This window comes from Ferribacterium limneticum, from assembly GCF_020510625.1.
Classification (GTDB): domain Bacteria; phylum Pseudomonadota; class Gammaproteobacteria; order Burkholderiales; family Rhodocyclaceae; genus Azonexus; species Azonexus limneticus_A.
The window spans coordinates 2579633-2597822 of the sequence record NZ_CP075191.1 but is presented as its reverse complement, the minus strand read 5'-3'; the positions used below and the strand labels follow the sequence as shown (position 1 = coordinate 2597822).

The following is an 18190-nucleotide window of genomic DNA, read 5'->3' as shown; positions in this document are numbered from 1 at the left end:
CGATTTTCCGGGGCGACGGCCTGAGCAGGTCGAAATCCAAACCCATTTTGTCGGGATGCGTGCCATGAAGGCCAAACATCGTTTAATCATTGCCGTGGTTGTTCTCGGTCTGCTGATGACCGGTCCGTTTGTCGTGACTTCCTTGCTGGTCTGGCTGGACATGAAGGAAGCCGAGCGCAGCATGCTGACCGGGCTGTTGCTGTCGCGACTGCCGGTTGGAACCATGATGACGCTGTTTGGTTTTGTCATTGGCGTGCTGGTTCTGCACAAGCTGTTCAAGCAATACGTCGAGGGTTTGCTGCGCATGGCGGAGACCCTGCGCCTGATGCTGGGGGCCAACCGCAATTTCCGGGTGACGATCGAAGGTCCGCCGGAAGTGATGCAACTGGCGCAGGCGGCAAACGATCTTGCCCAACAGCGCGATGCCCTGATGGACGATGTCGATGCGCAGATAGCCACGGCCAAGGCCTCCGTCGAGGAAGAGAAAAACCGGCTGGCGGCGCTGATGTCGGAACTGGCCCAGGCCGTTGTCGTCTGCAATCTCGATGGTCGCATCCTGCTCTACAACAACCGGGCTCGCCTGCAGTTCAAGGCACTGTCGCAAGGCCCGACCTCGGTGGCGGGCGGCGCGCTGATCGGCCTGGGACGTTCGATTTTCTCGATTCTCGAAAAAGGGCAGATCGAGCATGCCCGCGAAGTCATTCACCAGCGTTTGGTTGCCGGCAAGACGGCGATTTCGAACTTCATCACGACAACGCGCGGTGGCCAGTTGTTGCGCATCCAGATGGTGCCGGTGCTGGCGACCTCCGGTGAGGCCACTGAAGCCTCGATGTCGGGCTACGTGCTGACCGTCGAAAACATTACCCGCAGCATCGAGGAAGAAGAACGCCGGGATCAGGCGCTGCACACGCTGACCCAGGGCAGCCGTTCCTCGATTGGCAACATCCGCGCAGCGGTTGCCAATCTGCTCGATTATCCGGACATGGAAGCCGAGTTGCGTGAGCGCTTTCTGCACGTGATCGACGACGAAGTGGCCAAGCGCAGCCAGGTCATCGACCAGACCATGAGCCAGTTTTCCGATGCGATCAAGACGCGCTGGCCGCTTGAAGACATTCTCGGCATCGACATCATCGCTGCCGCCCAGCGCCGTATCGATGACAAGCTCAAACTGCCGAGCAAGACTGAAGAAATGGATGATGCCTTGTGGATCAAGGCCGACAGTTTTTCGCTCGTCTTCGCGCTGGTCTGTCTCGCCTCGAAGCTGCAGGATCACTACGATCCACGCGAATTGCGCTTCCGCCTGACTTCCTCCGGCAAACTGGCCTATCTCGACCTGATCTGGGCCGGGCCGGCTATGTCGTCGGAAACGTTCTATACGTGGGAAATGGAGGCCATGCAGATCGGCAGCGAAACCTCGCCACTGACCCTGCGGGATGTGATCGATCGGCACGGTGGCGAGATCTGGTATCAGCGCGAAAAGGCGGCGCATCGTGCCTACTTCCGCTTCGTGTTGCCGGTGGCGACGCCCGAAGTCGAACAGGATCAGGAAGAGCGTACCCGGGGTAAGGGGCGTCCGGAATACTATGACTTCGACCTTTTCAAGTTCGAAGACAAATCGATCGACCTCGACCGCAAGCTGTCCGAACTCACTTATACCGTCTTCGATACCGAAACGACCGGGCTGGAACCGTCCAACGGCGACGAGATCATCCAGATCGGCGCCGCCCGCATCGTCAATAACCGCCTGTTGCGGCAGGAAACCTTCAACCAGATCGTCGACCCCGAAATTCCGCTGAAGCCGGAGTCGATCCCGATTCACGGCATTACCGAGGACATGGTGCGCGGCCAGCCGAACATCGATGTCGTGCTGCCGGCTTTCCACGAGTTCTGCGAAGACACCGTGCTGATTGCCCACAATGCGGCCTTCGACATGCGTTTCCTCCAACTCAAGGAGGACCGGACCAATATTCGCTTCACCCAGCCGGTGCTCGATACCTTGCTGCTTTCCGCCGTTGTCCATCCGAATCAGGAATCGCACAAGCTCGACGTTATCTTGGAGCGGCTTGGCATCACCATCGGCAAGCGGCACAACGCCCTCGAAGATGCGCTGGCGACCGGCGAGGTTTTCCTGAAGCTAGTCAAGCTGCTGGAGGATCAGGGCATCGTCACCGTTCGCCAGGCCCTCGAAGCAGCCGAGAAGACCTATTTCGCCCGGGTGAAATACTGAGACTGGTGTGATTCCCGACATCCTCTCGCCCTGCACCGAGCAGCTTGAGCTGACAGCGGCGCTGAACGCGCTGCTCGATATCGAGGCGGCGCCGGCCTTGGCCGGTCGTTTGCGGGCATTTCAGCAGCATGCGATCAGTGGTGGACTGGATGGCTGCGTCGCGACGCGCCTGATTTCAGCCTTCAATGACCGGCTGACCGAAAAAGTCATCGCGTTGACGGCCCAACGGCATCGCCTGCCGCCGGTGGCCTGGTGCTGGCTAGCGCTGGGCTCGGAGGGACGGCATGAGCAGACTTTTGTCACCGACCAGGATAACGGCCTGATCTTCAATGCGACGAGCGATCAGGAGGCGGCTGCCTTGCGTGAGCTGTTCCTGCCGTTTGCCCAGGACGTCAATCGGCAACTGGCCGCCTGCGGGTTCGCGCTGTGCAGTGGCCAGATCATGGCGGGTAATCCGGCGTGGTGTCTTTCCCTGGATGAGTGGCGAGGACGGTTCATCGACTGGGTGCGCCGGCCGGACCCGGTGGCGCTGCTCAATGCCAGCATCTTCTTCGATTTGCGGCCGCTGTATGGTCAACTCGAATTGGGGGAGCGCCTGCGTACCTTGCTGCTGTCGATGACCGTTGCCACCCCATCGTTTCAGCACCTGATGGCGGCCAATGCGCTGCAGGCCGAAGTGCCGCTCAATTTCCGCGGCGAACTGGTGCTTGACGAAGCTCAGGCGGTCGATCTCAAGAAATACGGTAGCCGGATCTTTGTCGATGCGGCGCGTATCTTTGCGCTGACCAGTGGGACGAGGGGGGTCAATACCAGTGAGCGCCTGACTGAAGCCGGGGCAGCGATTGGTTTGCAGGCGACCGAAATTGCTGCGCTCAGCGCGGCTTTTTCACACATATTGCGATTGCGGCTGGGGCAGCAGATGAATGCCTCGGCCAAGGGCGAAGCGGAGGGTGGGGGCCTGAAACCCGCTGCGCTGCATGAGATGGATCGGGCCATTCTGCGTGAGGCACTCAAGCAGGCGCGCCGCCTGCAACAGCGTCTCAAGTTAAACTATTCACTTTGAAGAAAAAGATGAGGTTGTCGTGAATACGCAACAACAATCAGGGCAGGAGATGGCCGTGGGCCAAGTGGAAATGACGCTGCGCCAGGAAGGCCGCACCCGCATGGCGGGCAATACGCAGGCTTTTTTGCGTAACCACGCTCCGTTCAACAAGATGCAGCCGGGGGCGCTGCAACATTTTGCCGAAAAGGCGCAGATCGCGTTTTACCCGGCCGGCAGCGAGATCATCGGACCGGATTCCGGCAATGTCCGTTTCTTCTACCTGATCGAGTCCGGCAAGGTGCAGGCGCGCCAGGCCGGCGAAGTGACCGTGACCGAGTATTCCGTTCTCAGTCTTGGCGCCGGGGAAAGCTTCCCGATCGGCGCGGTGACGGCCGGGCGGCCGTCGACCAACGTCTATACGGCGGTTGAGGATACCTTCTGCTACCAGTTGCCGGCCGAGGATTTCCTGGTGCTGATGTCGTCGAGCCCGGAATTCAACCTGTTCTGCACGAAGTACATTGCCAGCCTGCTCGACCAGTCACGCCGCCAGCTCCAGCTCCAGTTCGCCCAGCGCGCCAGCGAGCAGCAGACGTTGAATTCACCGCTGGCCGGCATTGGTTCCCGCTCGCCGATTACCGTCGCACCGGAAACGCCCCTGCGCACGGCACTCGAAACGATGTCGCAAGCCGGTGTCGGTTCGCTGGTTATTGCCGGTGAAGATCGCAAGGCCGTCGGCGTCTTTACGCGTACCGACCTGCTCGACCGTGTCGTGCTGGCCGATCTGCCGCTGACGACGCCGATCGGTCAGGCCATGTCGCAGAATCCATTCATGATTGAAGAGCACGCCACGGCCTACGATGCGATGTTCGCCATGGCGACGCACGGCATTCGCCACGTGCTGGTGACCGATGCCGAAGGCAAGCTGACTGGTGTCGTTTCCGAGCGCGATCTGTTCTCGTTGCAGCGTGTCGGTCTGCGCCAGATTCGTCAGGCCATCGACGGCGCCCACAATGTCGAGGCGCTGCAACAGGCGGCTGCCGACGTACGACAACTGTCCTTCAACATGCTGGCGCAAGGCGTTGGTGCCGAACAATTGACGCAATTCATTTCGGCGCTGAACGATGCGCTGACCCGCCGGGTTATCCAGCTCAACCTCGAAAACCATAATTTCGACGGTATCGAGTGGGCTTGGCTGGCCTTCGGCTCGGAAGGTCGCGACGAGCAGACCTTCAGTACCGACCAGGATAACGGCATTGTCTTCGCCCCGCCGGAAGGCGCTTCGGTCGATGCGCTCAAGCAGCGTTTCCTGGCCTATGCGCTGGACGTCAACAACGACCTTGATCGCTGTGGCTTCCCGCTGTGCAAGGGCAACATCATGGCGAGCAATCCGCAATGGTGTCTGACGCTTGAAGAGTGGAAGGATCAGTTTGCCAACTGGATTCGCATGCCACAGCCGGATGCGCTGCTCAATGCGACCATCTTCTTCGATTTCCGCGCCTTGTTCGGCAAGGCTGAACTGGCCGAGGCCATGCGCCGCCACCTGCTGGCCCAGACGGCAGCCAACCCGATGTTCCTGCGCGCCATGGCGAAGAATGCGCTTGATGTCGAACCGCCACTCGGCAAGATTCGTGATTTCCTGACCGATCTTGAACCCGACCATCCGGGCAAGATCGATCTCAAGAAATACGGTTCGCGCATTTTCGTCGATGTCGCCCGCATCTATGCGATGGCCAGCGGGGTGCACAACACCAATTCGATCCAGCGCCTGCGCCTGGCCTCGCAGCGCCTGTCGATCCGCAGCGATGAAATCAACGCGGTGCTCGAAGGGCTCAATTTCATCCAGCTCCTGCGCCTGCAGCATCAGTATCTGGAAGGCGAGCCGGGAACGCAGGGCGATAACCTGATCGATCCGGATACCTTGAATGAACTGGATCGCCGTATCCTGAAAGAATCCTTCCGTCAGGCCCGCAAGATCCAGACGCGCCTCAAACTCGACTATCAGGTGCAATGACCATGCTCGGCCTCAAGAAATTCCTGTTCCGGGGTGGCGCACCGTCTCATCTGCCGGATGATGTCCGCGCCTCGCTCGAGGGCTGGCGGGCCAGTGCTACGCCGCCGCTGGACGATCTGCATTTTCATACCCGCTATGTCGTCGTCGATATCGTCAGCAGCGGCCTGCAACCCGAGAGCGACCAACTGCTGGGCATCGCTGCCAGCAGCGTCTGGCAAGGAGCCATCCAGCCGGACGATACCTTCTACATTGACTTCTCGACGCTGGACGGCGAGGGCGCTGCCGTTGATCGGCAGCTGGCGGCCTTCCTGCTGTTCGCGGCCAAGGCGCCGCTGGTGACCTATCACGTGCCTTATGTCGGTGGCTTTCTGCAGCGTGCCTTCAAGGAACGTCTGGGGGTCGATTTCCAGCCGCAATGGGTTGATCTGGCCTGGCTGCTGCCTTCGATGTTCGAAGAAAAGGGGCATACCGTGATGCCGCTTGACCACTGGATCGACGTTTTTGGCCTGGATTCCGGTAGCGGTCGGCGCGATGCGATGGCCAATACGCTGCTGCTCGGCCGCATCTTCCAGATGTTGCTGGTCCGTGCCGTAGGCAAGCAGATCGATACGGCGACGCATCTGGTCGATGAGTCGCGGGCGAGCAGTTTCCTGCGGCGCAACCACTAGCATCGCCGGATGTTGAGTTCGCTGACCAGGCTGCAGCGCTATTACCTGTATTACACAGGCTGCTTCCTGGCGTTCATCGGTGCGCTGGCGATCCTTGAACAGCACGGCATGCCGCCGCGCTGGATCGGCTATTCCTTCCTGTTCTTCACGATTTCGATGTATGCCCTGATCGGGATCGTCAGCCGAACGTCCGACGTTTCCGAGTATTACGTCGCCGGGAGAAAGGTTCCCGCCTTCTTCAACGGCATGGCGACCGGCGCCGACTGGATGAGTGCGGCCTCGTTCATCGGCATGGCGGGAACACTCTATCTCTCGGGGTTTCAGGGCCTGGCCTATGTGATCGGCTGGACCGGCGGCTTCGTGTTGGTGGCTCTGTTGCTGGCGCCTTATCTGCGGCGTTTTGGCCAGTACACCATTCCCGATTTTCTGGGGGCGCGTTACGGCGGCAATGCCATTCGTCTGGTGGCCGTTGGCGCAGCCATCCTCGCTTCCTTCGTTTATGTGGTGGCCCAGATCTATGGCGTCGGCGTCATCACCAGTCGGTTCGTCAGTCTGCAGTTCGAAATCGGTGTCTTTGTCGGCCTGGCCGGCATTCTGGTTTGCTCCTTTCTTGGCGGCATGAAGGCTGTTACCTGGACGCAGGTGGCCCAATACCTGATCCTGATCGTTGCCTACGTGACGCCGGTGGCTATCCTGTCCTACAACGTGACCGGCAATCCGATCCCGCAACTGGTCTATGGGCAGGTGCTGCAGCAGGTGACGGCACTCGAAAATCGTTTGTTCGATACGCCGGCCGAGGTTGAGGTGCGCCAGTTGTTCAAGGATCGGGCCGATCTGTACGCCCAGAAGATCATGCAACTGCCGCACTCCCTGACCCACGAACGGGAACAGCTGTCGACCCAGATCAATCAACTCAAGGCCAGCGATGCGCAGATGAAGGATATTGTCGCGCTCGAACGGCAACGTCGTGATTTGCCGCACGATCCCGATCAGGCGAAGATTCGTTGGGAAAACGCCATGTTTTCGGCGGCCGATCGCAGCAAGCCGCCGATTCATCATGGTGAAGCGTTTCCTGGCGAGACGGTCGAGGAGCAGGATATCCAGCGGATCAATTTTCTCGCCCTGATTTTTTGCCTGACCGTCGGCACCGCCGCCTTGCCGCACGTTTTGACGCGTTATTACACGACGCCATCCGTTCGCGAAGCGCGGGAATCCGTATTCTGGTCGCTGCTGTTTATTCTTTTGCTCTATATCACGGCACCGGCTTACGCCGTATTTGCCAAATACGAGGTCCTCTCCCACCTTGCCGAAATACCCATCGCCAAGTTGCCTGGTTGGGTGGCGGCATGGGCCAAGATCGGGCTGGTCAGCATCGAAGATATCAACGCTGACGGCATTCTCCAGTTGGCCGAACTTTCGCTGAATCCGGACGTGATCGTGCTGGCAACGCCAGAAATCGCCGGCATGCCCTACGTCGTTTCCGGGTTGGTTGCGGCCGGCGGCTTGGCTGCCGCGCTGTCTACGGCTGATGGCTTGTTGCTGACGATCACCAGCGCGCTGTCCCACGACGTCTATTACCGTATCTTCCGTCCTGATGCTTCGACGCAGTTCAGGCTGGTCATTTCCAAGTCGATGTTGCTGGTCGTTGCCGTGCTGGCAGCCACCGTCGCTGCCCAAAAGCCGGGAACAATCCTGTCCATGGTCGCTTGGGCCTTCTCGATAGCCGGTTCCGCCTTCTTCCCAGCGCTGGTGCTTGGTATTTTCTGGGAGCGGGCGACACGTCAGGGGGCGCTGGCCGGCATGATTGTCGGAGTGCTGATATCGATCTATTACATTGTGCGTGTCGAATTCGACAGCATTCCCTGGCTGGGTATCAGCGGCCTTCACATGGATCCCTGGTTCCATATTCAGGCGACTTCCAGCGGCTTCTTTGGTGTTCTGGCTGGCTTTGCAACGATTATTCTGGTCAGCCTGGTGACCAAACCCGAGCCCGGAGCGCTTAATTTCCTGAAAGCCATCCGCTTTCGCAATGACACTTCATCATGACGGAAAAAGCCAATAGCTACTGGCGCCGGACTCGGCGACTGACCTTTTTCCTGCTTTTTTGCTGGCTTTGCCTGACCTTCGGCGTCACCTGGTTCGCCCGTGAAGTCAATGCGGTCCGGTTCCTCGGTTTTCCGCTCGGCTTCTACATGGCGGCACAAGGTTCTCTGGTGATCTTTCTGCTGATCATCTGGTGGTACAACCGGCAGATGCGAAAGATCGATGCCGAATTTGGTGTGGACGAGGACTAGACTCCCGTCGTGAGCTTCTTCCTGATCAGTGCCGCCAGAGCCATCATCGAGATGCTGGGTCTGTGCCTTGTGGGGCAGGGCATGCTTTACATCCTGGCCGGGCAGCGGCGGGCAAACAATCGCATCTACCAGTTGTTTGATTTGCTGACCAAAGCACCTCGCCGGCTTGTCGCAGCGCTATTGCCACGTTCATCAAGCGATATTGTGATCGGCGTTGTCAGTTTTGCACTTCTGCTGCTGCTCTGGATTGGACTGGCTTTTATCCGAAAGTTTGTTTGACCATTTTTGCGCTTCTGCTACAATGCGCGGCTTCCGGAGGGGTGGATGAGTGGTTTAAGTCGCACGCCTGGAAAGCGTGTGTAGGGTAATCCCCTACCGCGGGTTCGAATCCCGCCTCCTCCGCCAGTTTTACATCTAAGCCCTTGGAAACAAGGGCTTTTTTGTTTGTTGTTTTTTCTGGCCCACCACTCAGCCCCCCGCATTAATTGCGCTTGATTTGGATGGGGGCTCATCTGTGAAGCATGCTGAGAGTGTCCCAATAATTCAATCGCGAGCGCAACGCTGGTTGCTGCATCCTCCCATGGTTGAGCGAACGTACAGGCGTTAGCTGTCCTCGTAGGAAGGGTCTCTAAGCGCTAAGCATGCTTCCACTGCTGCCTTTCCTCTCTGATCGCTTCCCATTCGATTGTCTAGCAACTCAAATCTCCGGAAGCTGAACCTCACATCAATGCCTGTATGGCATCACGCCATGCTCGCTCCCTCGTTTCCCGCGCCTGCAATTTAACCGTTGTGTCCTGAGTTGCAATCTACGGCTTGCCGTTAGGGGTACTTTTTGCCTCTTGCGCTGAGATTTGTTGTGAGGGAGTTGCTACGGTCGCTGTGCAATGAGGCGTGCAACTCAATCGCTATCAGACGCTCCGCTTTCAGGAGGCATCGATTTATTCTTATTAGGGTCTCTGCCCCTAAATTCAATTCTCTTTTTTCTTACTATAGTTATACCGTCAATGTTGTTTTTTGGATTTGTTGAAGAAGGAAGATTGTCTTCAGAAATTCTAGTCTCATATGGTCGTTGTCGTGGAGTTTTTGGATATTCATTCGGTAGATTTTTTTCTTCTTTTATTTTGGTGGATATTTTGTTGGGATTTATATCAGAAGCTCTTGGTGTTGCTGGAGAAATAGACTGAATTATCTGCAGAGGGTTTATCGATTTCATCTCCACGACTACTGTTTTAGCCCTTTGGATTGCGGCATCGATCTCTTTATTGTAAGTGCTGTAATTGTCAATTAATTCGGTTATTAAATTTGCTTTCGATGAGCTTTTTTCTTTGCAAAGCTTTTCTAAATTATCTATCGTTGATTTGCATATTGATACATTGATCTGGCTCTTTCCTTTTGTTTTTCTTGGTAGTGATTGGCGGATCGTTTTTTTGGCGTGGGTTGATATTCCTTTCACGATATTTTTTTTGATGCCTAGGGGCTGTTAACAATTGGGTTTTTGGCGATCATGCCAGCCAGATATAGGCGGAAGCGAGGTTGAGCATGGACATGAAGTTCTGCGCTAGCTTCTCGTAGCGTGTGGCGATGCGCCTGAACTGCTTGAGTCGGCAGAAAAAGCGTTCGACGAGGTTGCGGTCTTTGTAAAGGTGACGATCATAGGCACGCTGAGTCAGGCGATTACCGCGTGGCGGAATCACCGCCTGTGCGCCCTGCGCTTCAATGGTGTCGACGAATGCGTTGGCATCGTAGCCCTTGTCGGCGATGACGCTCTGCGCCTCAATCCCCTCGATGAGAGCGGCTGCTTCGGTAATGTCGGCGATTTGCCCAGCGGTCAGGCGCAAACGCAAGGGATTACCCAGGGCCTCAACCGCCGCATGAATTTTGGTACTCAGTCCGCCCCGGCTACGCCCGATGGCTTGATCGCCCGCTTTTTTTGGGCGCCAGTCGCGTGTTGGTGGGCTCGCACGATGGTCGCGTCGACAAACAACTGCTCCAGATCGGCGTCGCTCTTGAGTGCTTCGGCCATCCGCGCCCAAACCCCTTTCTTGCTCCAGCGGGAAAAGCGCATGTACGTCGTGTGCCAAGCTCCGAAGTGCGTGGGCAGGTCGCGCCACGGCGAGCCCGTGCGGGCGATCCATAGCACCGCTTCGACAAAGAGTCGGTTGTCGCGCCCAGTTACCCCGCGCTCGTTGGCTCTGCCTGAGCACAGGGCTTCGATTCGCCGCCATTGGTCGTCTCGCAACATCTTCCGGTCCATCCTCGCAGACTCCAAAAAGCGAGAATGTACATAATTTCGTCATTTGTGAACAGCCCCTAGTGAAAAAATCCATACCATGAATTTTGTGTATGGATCGTCTACGGAATAATGCTCGTATGTACGTGGAAAAAATTCTCCATTCGACTCGAATGATGAAATTATTGCGTCTATATTTTTTCAACAACCCCTTTCTTTGCCCATTTGAGTATTTCAATAGCCGGCTTGAAATCGATCCATCTTTGCTTTGCGTTCAATAGAAACACATCCGTTGTATCTCTATCGCCGATTATTCCATCAAACAGCATTATGCACTCATCTATTCGCCGGGATTTTAATAGAACAGGCATAGTTACTTTAAGTTTCTGTTCATGGATGCTGTACATGAATGTATGGTAAAAAATATCACTATCCTCAAACCAGTCGAAGTGACATTTTTCATACATTTTTGCAAGCCTAACTTCCTTGACCTGCTCTGGGGAAATGTGGTTTGACTTTAGTTCATGGATAAGGAGTTCTGGTCGAGTACGAACATCTAAGTTAACACTAACTCCGAGCCTTCCACTCCTCCAGGCTAGGACTAGGTGAAGCCAGTTTATCAGCCGATTGCTGATGGCTTCGTCAGGAAAATATTCGGCGAAAACTTTGGTTTGGCGCGTGCTTAGAAATGTTCGTTGCTGCTCGAAGCTCATCTATTTTTTCCTCAATCTCTAGAGAATTTCTAGTACATCATTTTATTTTCATTCAACGATAAATCAATGGCTTAAAAAGTCAATTCCGACGCACTGCGCGTGGGAATATTAGATCGCTTCGCGGCACCTGTTCGCGGCCATACTGTCGTTGTCGGGTTCCTGGCTCTCGCTTTAAAAGTCGCTCAACGTGGTTCGATGACCGACTGTGCCGGTCAGGCAGCCCTCGCCTTTTTTGTGTGGGTTGATAGGACGCCTGACATAGAACGGGCTTTTGGGGGGCGATGACTCAGACGTCAAATCGACCTCCCGATTTCCACTCTCCGTACTGAGTCGAACAGCAACGTCAATTTCAGTAAAAAAATTTCATTCATGCAAATGCTCTGGAACATAACCAGGAGCACGGAAATGAAAGTTTTACGAGTGGAGCGGGTTAGTGATGCGACAGGATTAGCTAAATCGACGCTCTACAAATACATGGCAGCAGGCATGTTTCCAAAGCCGATCCATTTGGGGCCAAGATGTGTTGGCTGGCTAGAACAAGAGATATTTGCGTGGATTGAAGAGCGGGCGAAAGAGCGTGTCGCCTAGATTAAAACGGAATTGAGCAGCCATGATCTTGAATTCAAGATCATGGCTGCTCGTCTAGTTTTGTCAAACCTAATTTGATGAATTCCGAGAGTTGATCCGGCCAGAAAAACCTTTATTCGTACGGGTGAGTAATTGTTGTTTTGTCGGGATGGCTCTGTATGTTGTTATTTCGGTTATGGTAGTAATAATTAATATTAATCATTAGTGATAGCAGTAATAGCTGAGGAGGTAATGGTCATTGGTAATGGTAAAGGCGCTTATATTCGTATGAGTTGATATTTAATTTCTGGGCTGAAGAATGGAATGGTCAGAAGTGCTGATTGAACAGAATTGAATTTGATTGATGATCTCTGTTTGGTAATCGTCGGATGGCGTTGATGTCCTCGATATCGTATTAATGCAGTTGTAGTGTTTGTTAAATCCAGTCTTCCTCTATATGACTATCGGTGTCCTAAGGCATCGGCAGATCGCTTGCCTCTTGGATTGTTTTAAATGCGATGGCCTGAGGATTTTTATTTTTATTGTTGGCAATACAAGTGCGTGAAGTAATTGATTTGAATTAGAGAGTGGGTGAGAGTTGCCCGCTATCATTTTTACCGTATGAAGGGATGGGGATAAATCATGTTGCGACTGCCTGAAAATACAAACCTATCGCTATATTGTCGGCCGGAGTACAAGGGATTCCCCGTGCAGGTTACTCGCGGCCCTTTAGCAGAAAATTATCTACAGCGTCTGGAAGAGGTTCTGGACTTTTCGTTGGCAGACTATGGGCGAGTTTTTGCATTTCGCTTTGATCTCCGATTTCCCTCGGGCATGCACTCAGGATTGAATGACGATCAGTACATCGAGCGATTCATCGCCTCGTTCAAGGCGAAGATCAGGCACAATCGAAATCAGGCGCAGTTACTGAGTCGACAGGCGCATGACACTAAGGTGAGATACGTCTGGTGCCGTGAAATCGGGCAGCACGGCTTGCCGCACTATCATTTCGTGATGTTGTTGAACTATGACGCCTTCTCGTCACTGGGCATCTTTGAGTATGAACGCTCCAATATGTTCAATCGACTACACGAAGCATGGGCCAGCGCCCTGAAATTGCCCGCACCTGAAGTAAGGGGGCTGGTTGAATTTCCTTTGGATGCCCGTTACCTCTTGAGGCGGGATGGTCCTTCCTCGTTGTCAGATTTTTTCTACCGCAGCAGCTATCTTTGCAAGGTTGCGACGAAGGCGTACGGCGACGGGCGGCATAATTTTGGGTTCAGCCGCGGGTAGTCGTTCCTGTGGCGTCACAGAGCGCTTTCGAAAGGTGGCAAGGCTGGCTTAACGATGTTGTTAACAACAATCTGGAACTGATACATCAAGCCAGTCCTCATCAGCTTTAGATTGACCTACAGGGGCTCGCTGCCGCATCTTTCTAGTTGCGTGATTTTGACCTTGCTCCTGCTGTTGGCCATCTCGATCATCCAAGGGCAGGTAATCGAGTCGAGACGTCATACGGACCGAATTTTCCCTGACAGCACTTCGGCCATTACTGCCAGTCAAGTGAGGCAACGAATAACCCAGCTGCCTGCTGGATACCAGACATTCGGGAAACACAAAATTCCGGGCACGCTCCTACGTGCGAACCAAGGATGGTCAGGCCGTTTGCATTCCTTGTTCGGCTAATTGAGCGCATCATGATGGTGCTGACCAATTAGAAGATGAGACTGAAATGGAACTGATCAAACAGATTCTGGCGTCTTTCGAGGGAACGTTGCCCAACGACAGCAAGACAGCCGCTGCCATCGCCCGCGCGGCATCAGCGGAAGAAATGCAGGGCAAGGACGCGGCCTGAGGCACCAATAGGGAGGCATTCATGAGATCGCGTTGGCTCTTGATGACACTGTCCGGGTCGTTGCTGCTAGCAGCGGCATTTGCCGCCGAGGCGCGCGGCCCTTGGCGGGCCAGTGAAGACAATACCCGGGGTTGGCAATTCATGACACCGGAGGACCGTGTCGAACATCAGGCGCGTGTCCGTGGTTTCAAGACGCTTGATGAATGCCGGGCCTACCAGCAAGAACATCACCGCCTGATGGAGCAACGGGCCAAAGAGAAGGGTTTGGCAATGCCATCCGGTCGGCGCGATATCTGCGAGCATCTTAAGCCTGCGAACTGAAGCATCGAAGCCATGGTGGAATCCTCTATGTCTCGCCTACGTACACTGTCGTTGCCGACCCTGCTTTTGTTCTTTGTTGGTGCGCCTGTCTTTTGGGCATTTCCCGAAGGGCTGCCTTTCTGGCGTGCGGTCGGAATCATTCTCGGCTGGGCGGGGGCAGGTCTGCTTTTGTTCAATTTGCTGCTAATGGTGCGCGAGGTTGAACTGACCAATTGTCTGGGGGGACTGGAGCGAATTACTGTCTGGCATCACCAAACGGGTATGGCTGCATACCTGTTGCTGTTGTTGCACCCGCTGGCCCTTGCCGCCGCCGGCTGGTCCGAGTCGCCGGATCTGGCATGGCAGGTCATCTCACCGTTTTCGGAAAACTGGCCGGTCTGGCTGGGCTGGGCTGGATTGATCTTCCTGATGCTGGGTTTGGCTACTACCTTCATGAGTCGTCTTGCGTACAGCACTTGGCGATGGCTGCACAGCTTGCTCGGACTCGGCGTGTTGATTGGCTTTATCCATATCCTGCAACTCGGGATCAGTGCGGGGGGCTTGCTTGCCTTGGCTGCCGCTGTCCTGATCCTGCTTTGGCGCCTGCTGCGTGTTGACCTCGGCACTGCCGCACAACCCTATATCGTGACTTCGGTGCGCTCGGTGGCACAGTCAATGGTGGAGGTTTCACTCAAACCCTTGGCCATACCGGTCGACGCTGTGCCGGGGCAATTCGTCCTGACCGCATTCTTTAAGGGGCCAAGCTATCAAGGCTGTGGCGAATTTCATCCATTTACCATCAGTGGTATTGGGCTTGAGCACGAGCTGCGTATCGGGGTGAAGGCTCTGGGCGACTGTACTCGACGTATGCAGCGTCTGGAGCCCGGCGTTTCTGCTCGGGTACATGGTCCCTTTGGCGAATTTCTGAAGGCTTTGCCATCTCGCCCGCTGTTGTGGGTGGCAGGCGGGATCGGGATTACGCCATTTATTGGCTTTCTGCGGCAGCAACCGCTCGAGACACCAACGACCCTGATCTATTTGTATCGTGACGAGCAGGATGCGGCTTATCTCGACGAACTAACCACATTGTCGGCAAACAGTCCCAGACTTGTCCTGCAGGCGGAGGCTACGGGAACGGGAGGGCCGAATTTGGACCGGTTATTGCCAAGGGCTGAAGCGCTGGCCAACCATGAGTGCTACGTCTGCGGTCCACCGGGATTGATCGACGCTGTTTCCCGGACTCTGCTTGAGCGTAGTGTCCCCACTGAACGAATTCATTTTGAGCATTTCGACTTCCGATGACACGCAAACTCTATATCGTTTCAACGACAGCCTTCTGGCTGGTCGTTTTCGGGCTGGGCATGACCTCAGCGCTGTGGAATCCTGTTGAACAAGGCGATGCACAGGCCCAGGGAAAAACCATCACTTTGGCAGAACTGGCCAAGCATGCCGCGACGGGAAATTGCTGGATGGCGATTCGCGGGTCGGTTTATGACCTCAGTGCCTACCTGCCGGCCCATCCATCGCCGCCGGACATCGTCCTGCCCTGGTGCGGCAAGGAGGCGACGGAGGCCTACAACACGAAAACCAAAGGTCGCCCGCACGCGCCTTATGCCGACGAACTGCTGGCGAAATACCGTATCGGGATGTTGGCGAAAGCGCCTTGAGCATGGTGAATGAATTGCCCTGGATGCCATTGACACTCGGCGACCGCTGGATTGGGTTACAGCTAGCGCCCGAAAGATCACATCCTTTATGCGTCGTATGGCAGGTATGTTTCTCGTCCATTGAACGCTCAAAACACCTGTTTCCCCCTTGCTGACGCCATGAAACAAGCCTTCCAACACGCCCAATCCTGTTCCTAAAAGTCTTGGGTCATATACATCTCTCTTGGAAACCTGAGAGGTCTGTTTCTTTCTTCAGAAATTAGCCAGTCTCAGCGCATCAATCCTTAGCCCATTCCGTCCCTGACGGAATGGGCTTTTTCATGTGCGCTTTCCAAACAGTTCAACGACCGACCGATGCCAATTCGATTGGCTCGTCTGCATTTCCTAAATGAACCCAGGAGAAACCCATGACTCTGAAATGCCCTCTATGCAACTCCAGAAATCTCGAAACCCTCGACTACGGTAAGAAGACCGGCGCCACCATCGGTGTTGTCGGCGGCGCGGCCAGTGGTGCAGCCGGTGCCATGAGCGGCGCCCGGCTCGGCGCCAGTGTGGGTGCCATGATTGGCCCCGTCGGAATCGGCGTCGGCGGTGTGGCCGGCGCCATCATCGGTGCCCTGCTGGGCGGTACAGCAGGCGGTGCCGCCGGTGCCAAGATCGGCCAAGTCATCGATGAACGCTATCTGGACAACAACCACTGCCTGAACTGTGGTCATACCTTCAGCACCCAATCCGCGGAGGAGATGGCGGATGAGCAACAACAACTACCGCACCGCCGTTGAGCCCTATCCCTATCGCCCGTCTGATCTCAAATCGTAAAGGAAACACCATGGCCCATGAAGTCCAAACCATGGCCTATGCCGGTGCAGAACCCTGGCATGGTCTCGGTCATTTACTACCCGCCGAAGCACCCCTCGAAACCTGGCAGGAAGCCGCCGGCATGAACTGGCAGATCCACGAAACGCCGGTCCTCTACAACGTCGCCGGTGAGCACGGCCTGCACGTCAAAGCCAATGCCGACAGCAAGGTCCTGTTCCGCTCCGATACCCACGCCCATCTCTCGGTCGTCTCCAAACGCTACAAGGTCGTCCAACCCAATGAAGTCCTGGAGTTCTACCGCGATCTCACCGAAGCCGGTGGTTTCACCCTGGAAACAGCCGGTGTCCTGAAGGAAGGTCGAAAGCTCTGGGCCTTGGCCAAGACCGGCCAGGAAACCCAATTGCGGGGCGGCGATCAGGTCGGTGCCTATCTACTGCTCGCTACCAGTTGCGACGGCACCCTGTGCACCACGGCCCAGTTCACCTCGGTCCGCGTCGTCTGCAACAACACCCTGCAAATGGCCGTCGGCGATTCCACTGGTGCGGTCAAAGTGCCGCACAGCACCACCTTCGACCCCAAAGCTGTCAAGGAAGCTTTGGGCCTTGGCCTGTCCTCCTGGGAGCGTTTCGTCATCGACATCAAGCGACTGGCTGACCGTCCTATCCACAAATTCGAAGCCATGAACTTCCTGGTCGATGTACTGGGTGATCCCAATCTGCCGCTGGCTGATCAACCCAACCAGAAAGGATTGCAACAGGTGTATGCGCTCTACAGTGGTCAGGGCAGGGGAGCCGAACTTTCGTCGGCCAATGGCACGGCCTGGGGATTGCTCAATGCTGTCACCCAGTATGTCGACCACGAACGCCGGGCGCGCAGTACCGACCATCGACTCGACTCCGCCTGGTTCGGACAAGGCGCCACCCTCAAGGGAAAAGCACTCCAGAAAGCCCTGGCGCTAGCGGCCTGATCGTTCATTTCCATCCAGTCACTAACCCACCCGATGCCTGGCTCCCTAGGGGCTGTTAACAATTGGGTTTTTGGCGATCATGCCAGCCAGATATAGGCGGAAGCGAGGTTGAGCATGGACATGAAGTTCTGCGCTAGCTTCTCGTAGCGTGTGGCGATGCGCCTGAACTGCTTGAGTCGGCAGAAAAAGCGTTCGACGAGGTTGCGGTCTTTGTAAAGGTGACGATCATAGGCACGCTGAGTCAGGCGATTACCGCGTGGCGGAATCACCGCCTGTGCGCCCTGCGCTTCAATGGTGTCGACGAATGCGTTGGCATCGTAGCCCTTGTCGGCGATGACGCTCTGCGCCTCAATCCCCTCGATGAGAGCGGCTGCTTCGGTAATGTCGGCGATTTGCCCAGCGGTCAGGCGCAAACGCAAGGGATTACCCAGGGCCTCAACCGCCGCATGAATTTTGGTACTCAGTCCGCCCCGGCTACGCCCGATGGCTTGATCGCCCGCTTTTTTTGGGCGCCAGTCGCGTGTTGGTGGGCTCGCACGATGGTCGCGTCGACAAACAACTGCTCCAGATCGGCGTCGCTCTTGAGTGCTTCGGCCATCCGCGCCCAAACCCCTTTCTTGCTCCAGCGGGAAAAGCGCATGTACGTCGTGTGCCAAGCTCCGAAGTGCGTGGGCAGGTCGCGCCACGGCGAGCCCGTGCGGGCGATCCATAGCACCGCTTCGACAAAGAGTCGGTTGTCGCGCCCAGTTACCCCGCGCTCGTTGGCTCTGCCTGAGCACAGGGCTTCGATTCGCCGCCATTGGTCGTCTCGCAACATCTTCCGGTCCATC

Annotated in this window: 17 protein-coding genes, 1 tRNA gene and 2 pseudogenes; 16 read left to right on the top strand and 4 right to left on the bottom strand. The window is 55.9% G+C overall.

Going from position 1 to position 18190, the window contains the following annotated elements; all coding sequences use genetic code 11:
• Nucleotides 1-64: 64 nt before the first annotated feature.
• From KI617_RS12365 to KI617_RS12330, 8 genes are all read left to right on the top strand, one after another.
• Nucleotides 65-2227 carry a 3'-5' exonuclease gene (locus tag KI617_RS12365; RefSeq protein WP_226446687.1) on the top strand — a complete coding sequence of 721 codons (2163 nt, stop codon included), beginning with the start codon at nucleotides 65-67 and terminating at the stop codon, nucleotides 2225-2227.
• Nucleotides 2228-2234: 7 nt separating this feature from the next.
• Nucleotides 2235-3290, top strand: coding sequence for a DUF294 nucleotidyltransferase-like domain-containing protein (locus tag KI617_RS12360; RefSeq protein WP_226446686.1), 1056 nt, complete (start codon nucleotides 2235-2237; stop codon nucleotides 3288-3290).
• A gap of 49 nt (nucleotides 3291-3339) precedes the next feature.
• Nucleotides 3340-5280, top strand: a complete 1941-nt coding sequence (locus KI617_RS12355; RefSeq protein WP_226451876.1) for a DUF294 nucleotidyltransferase-like domain-containing protein — start codon at nucleotides 3340-3342, stop codon at nucleotides 5278-5280.
• Nucleotides 5277-5948: a 3'-5' exonuclease family protein gene (locus KI617_RS12350; protein WP_226446685.1), complete on the top strand. Its 672-nt coding sequence runs from the start codon at nucleotides 5277-5279 to the stop codon at nucleotides 5946-5948. The genes KI617_RS12355 and KI617_RS12350 overlap by 4 nt, the downstream gene beginning before the upstream one ends.
• Before the next feature lie 9 nt (nucleotides 5949-5957).
• Entirely contained in the window at nucleotides 5958-7994 is a 2037-nt protein-coding gene (locus KI617_RS12345; protein WP_226446684.1) for a sodium:solute symporter family protein, read from the top strand.
• On the top strand, nucleotides 7991-8242 hold the full coding sequence (locus tag KI617_RS12340; protein WP_226446683.1) for a DUF4212 domain-containing protein: 252 nt from the start codon (nucleotides 7991-7993) through the stop codon (nucleotides 8240-8242). Before KI617_RS12345 ends, KI617_RS12340 begins: the two co-directional genes overlap by 4 nt.
• Nucleotides 8243-8251: 9 nt before the next feature.
• Nucleotides 8252-8521 (top strand): hypothetical protein, encoded by a 270-nt coding sequence (locus KI617_RS12335; protein WP_226446682.1) that lies wholly within the window; start codon nucleotides 8252-8254, stop codon nucleotides 8519-8521.
• A gap of 35 nt (nucleotides 8522-8556) precedes the next feature.
• Nucleotides 8557-8647, top strand: a tRNA-Ser gene (locus tag KI617_RS12330).
• Nucleotides 8648-9140: 493 nt separating this feature from the next.
• Here KI617_RS12330 and KI617_RS12325 read toward each other — a convergent pair.
• The 3 genes and pseudogenes from KI617_RS12325 to KI617_RS12315 form a co-directional block, all read right to left on the bottom strand.
• Complete coding sequence (locus tag KI617_RS12325; protein WP_226446681.1) at nucleotides 9141-9695, bottom strand: hypothetical protein; 555 nt, start codon at nucleotides 9693-9695, stop codon at nucleotides 9141-9143.
• 49 nt (nucleotides 9696-9744) lie between these two features.
• Nucleotides 9745-10484, bottom strand: a pseudogene (locus tag KI617_RS12320) (IS5 family transposase).
• A 179-nt stretch (nucleotides 10485-10663) separates the two neighbouring features.
• Nucleotides 10664-11185, bottom strand: coding sequence for a hypothetical protein (locus KI617_RS12315; RefSeq protein WP_226446679.1), 522 nt, complete (start codon nucleotides 11183-11185; stop codon nucleotides 10664-10666).
• Nucleotides 11186-11590: 405 nt separating this feature from the next.
• Here KI617_RS12315 and KI617_RS12310 point away from each other — a divergent pair, with 405 nt between their 5' ends.
• The 8 genes from KI617_RS12310 (at nucleotide 11591) to KI617_RS12280 (ending at nucleotide 17360) form a co-directional block, all read left to right on the top strand.
• Nucleotides 11591-11773 carry a helix-turn-helix transcriptional regulator gene (locus tag KI617_RS12310; protein WP_226446677.1) on the top strand — a complete coding sequence of 61 codons (183 nt, stop codon included), beginning with the start codon at nucleotides 11591-11593 and terminating at the stop codon, nucleotides 11771-11773.
• 621 nt (nucleotides 11774-12394) lie between these two features.
• Nucleotides 12395-13045: an inovirus Gp2 family protein gene (locus KI617_RS12305; protein WP_226446675.1), complete on the top strand. Its 651-nt coding sequence runs from the start codon at nucleotides 12395-12397 to the stop codon at nucleotides 13043-13045.
• Between the two features lie 439 nt (nucleotides 13046-13484).
• The gene (locus tag KI617_RS20375) at nucleotides 13485-13607 is read left to right on the top strand and encodes a hypothetical protein (RefSeq protein WP_264180009.1); all 123 of its coding nucleotides are present in this window, start codon (nucleotides 13485-13487) and stop codon (nucleotides 13605-13607) included.
• Between the two features lie 21 nt (nucleotides 13608-13628).
• Nucleotides 13629-13928 carry a hypothetical protein gene (locus tag KI617_RS12300; protein WP_226446674.1) on the top strand — a complete coding sequence of 100 codons (300 nt, stop codon included), beginning with the start codon at nucleotides 13629-13631 and terminating at the stop codon, nucleotides 13926-13928.
• A 27-nt stretch (nucleotides 13929-13955) separates the two neighbouring features.
• Nucleotides 13956-15209, top strand: coding sequence for a ferric reductase-like transmembrane domain-containing protein (locus tag KI617_RS12295; RefSeq protein WP_226446672.1), 1254 nt, complete (start codon nucleotides 13956-13958; stop codon nucleotides 15207-15209).
• A complete protein-coding gene (locus KI617_RS12290) occupies nucleotides 15206-15574 on the top strand; it encodes a cytochrome b5 domain-containing protein (protein ID WP_226446670.1) in 369 nt (122 codons plus the stop codon). The genes KI617_RS12295 and KI617_RS12290 overlap by 4 nt, the downstream gene beginning before the upstream one ends.
• Nucleotides 15575-15981: 407 nt before the next feature.
• A complete protein-coding gene (locus KI617_RS12285; protein WP_226446668.1) occupies nucleotides 15982-16356 on the top strand; it encodes a hypothetical protein in 375 nt (124 codons plus the stop codon).
• A gap of 47 nt (nucleotides 16357-16403) precedes the next feature.
• Nucleotides 16404-17360 (top strand): DUF932 domain-containing protein, encoded by a 957-nt coding sequence (locus KI617_RS12280; RefSeq protein ID WP_226446667.1) that lies wholly within the window; start codon nucleotides 16404-16406, stop codon nucleotides 17358-17360.
• A 77-nt stretch (nucleotides 17361-17437) separates the two neighbouring features.
• Here KI617_RS12280 and KI617_RS12275 read toward each other — a convergent pair.
• Nucleotides 17438-18177, bottom strand: a pseudogene (locus KI617_RS12275) (IS5 family transposase).
• Between the last annotated feature and the right edge of the window lie 13 nt (nucleotides 18178-18190).

Excerpts from the sequence above, each read along its gene's own strand:
- KI617_RS12305 (WP_226446675.1), top strand. The coding sequence starts at position 12,395 with ATGTTGCGACTGCCTGAAAATACAAACCTATCGCTATATTGTCGGCCG.
- KI617_RS12300 (WP_226446674.1), top strand. The coding sequence starts at position 13,629 with ATGAGATCGCGTTGGCTCTTGATGACACTGTCCGGGTCGTTGCTGCTA.
- KI617_RS12295 (WP_226446672.1), top strand. The coding sequence starts at position 13,956 with ATGTCTCGCCTACGTACACTGTCGTTGCCGACCCTGCTTTTGTTCTTT.
- KI617_RS12280 (WP_226446667.1), top strand. The coding sequence starts at position 16,404 with ATGGCCCATGAAGTCCAAACCATGGCCTATGCCGGTGCAGAACCCTGG.
- KI617_RS12315 (WP_226446679.1), bottom strand. The coding sequence starts at position 11,185 with ATGAGCTTCGAGCAGCAACGAACATTTCTAAGCACGCGCCAAACCAAA.
- KI617_RS12365 (WP_226446687.1), top strand. The coding sequence starts at position 65 with ATGAAGGCCAAACATCGTTTAATCATTGCCGTGGTTGTTCTCGGTCTG.
- KI617_RS12310 (WP_226446677.1), top strand. The coding sequence starts at position 11,591 with ATGAAAGTTTTACGAGTGGAGCGGGTTAGTGATGCGACAGGATTAGCT.
- KI617_RS12285 (WP_226446668.1), top strand. The coding sequence starts at position 15,982 with ATGACTCTGAAATGCCCTCTATGCAACTCCAGAAATCTCGAAACCCTC.
- KI617_RS12290 (WP_226446670.1), top strand. The coding sequence starts at position 15,206 with ATGACACGCAAACTCTATATCGTTTCAACGACAGCCTTCTGGCTGGTC.
- KI617_RS12350 (WP_226446685.1), top strand. The coding sequence starts at position 5,277 with ATGACCATGCTCGGCCTCAAGAAATTCCTGTTCCGGGGTGGCGCACCG.
- KI617_RS20375 (WP_264180009.1), top strand. The coding sequence starts at position 13,485 with ATGGAACTGATCAAACAGATTCTGGCGTCTTTCGAGGGAACGTTGCCC.
- KI617_RS12345 (WP_226446684.1), top strand. The coding sequence starts at position 5,958 with ATGTTGAGTTCGCTGACCAGGCTGCAGCGCTATTACCTGTATTACACA.
- KI617_RS12355 (WP_226451876.1), top strand. The coding sequence starts at position 3,340 with ATGGCCGTGGGCCAAGTGGAAATGACGCTGCGCCAGGAAGGCCGCACC.
- KI617_RS12340 (WP_226446683.1), top strand. The coding sequence starts at position 7,991 with ATGACGGAAAAAGCCAATAGCTACTGGCGCCGGACTCGGCGACTGACC.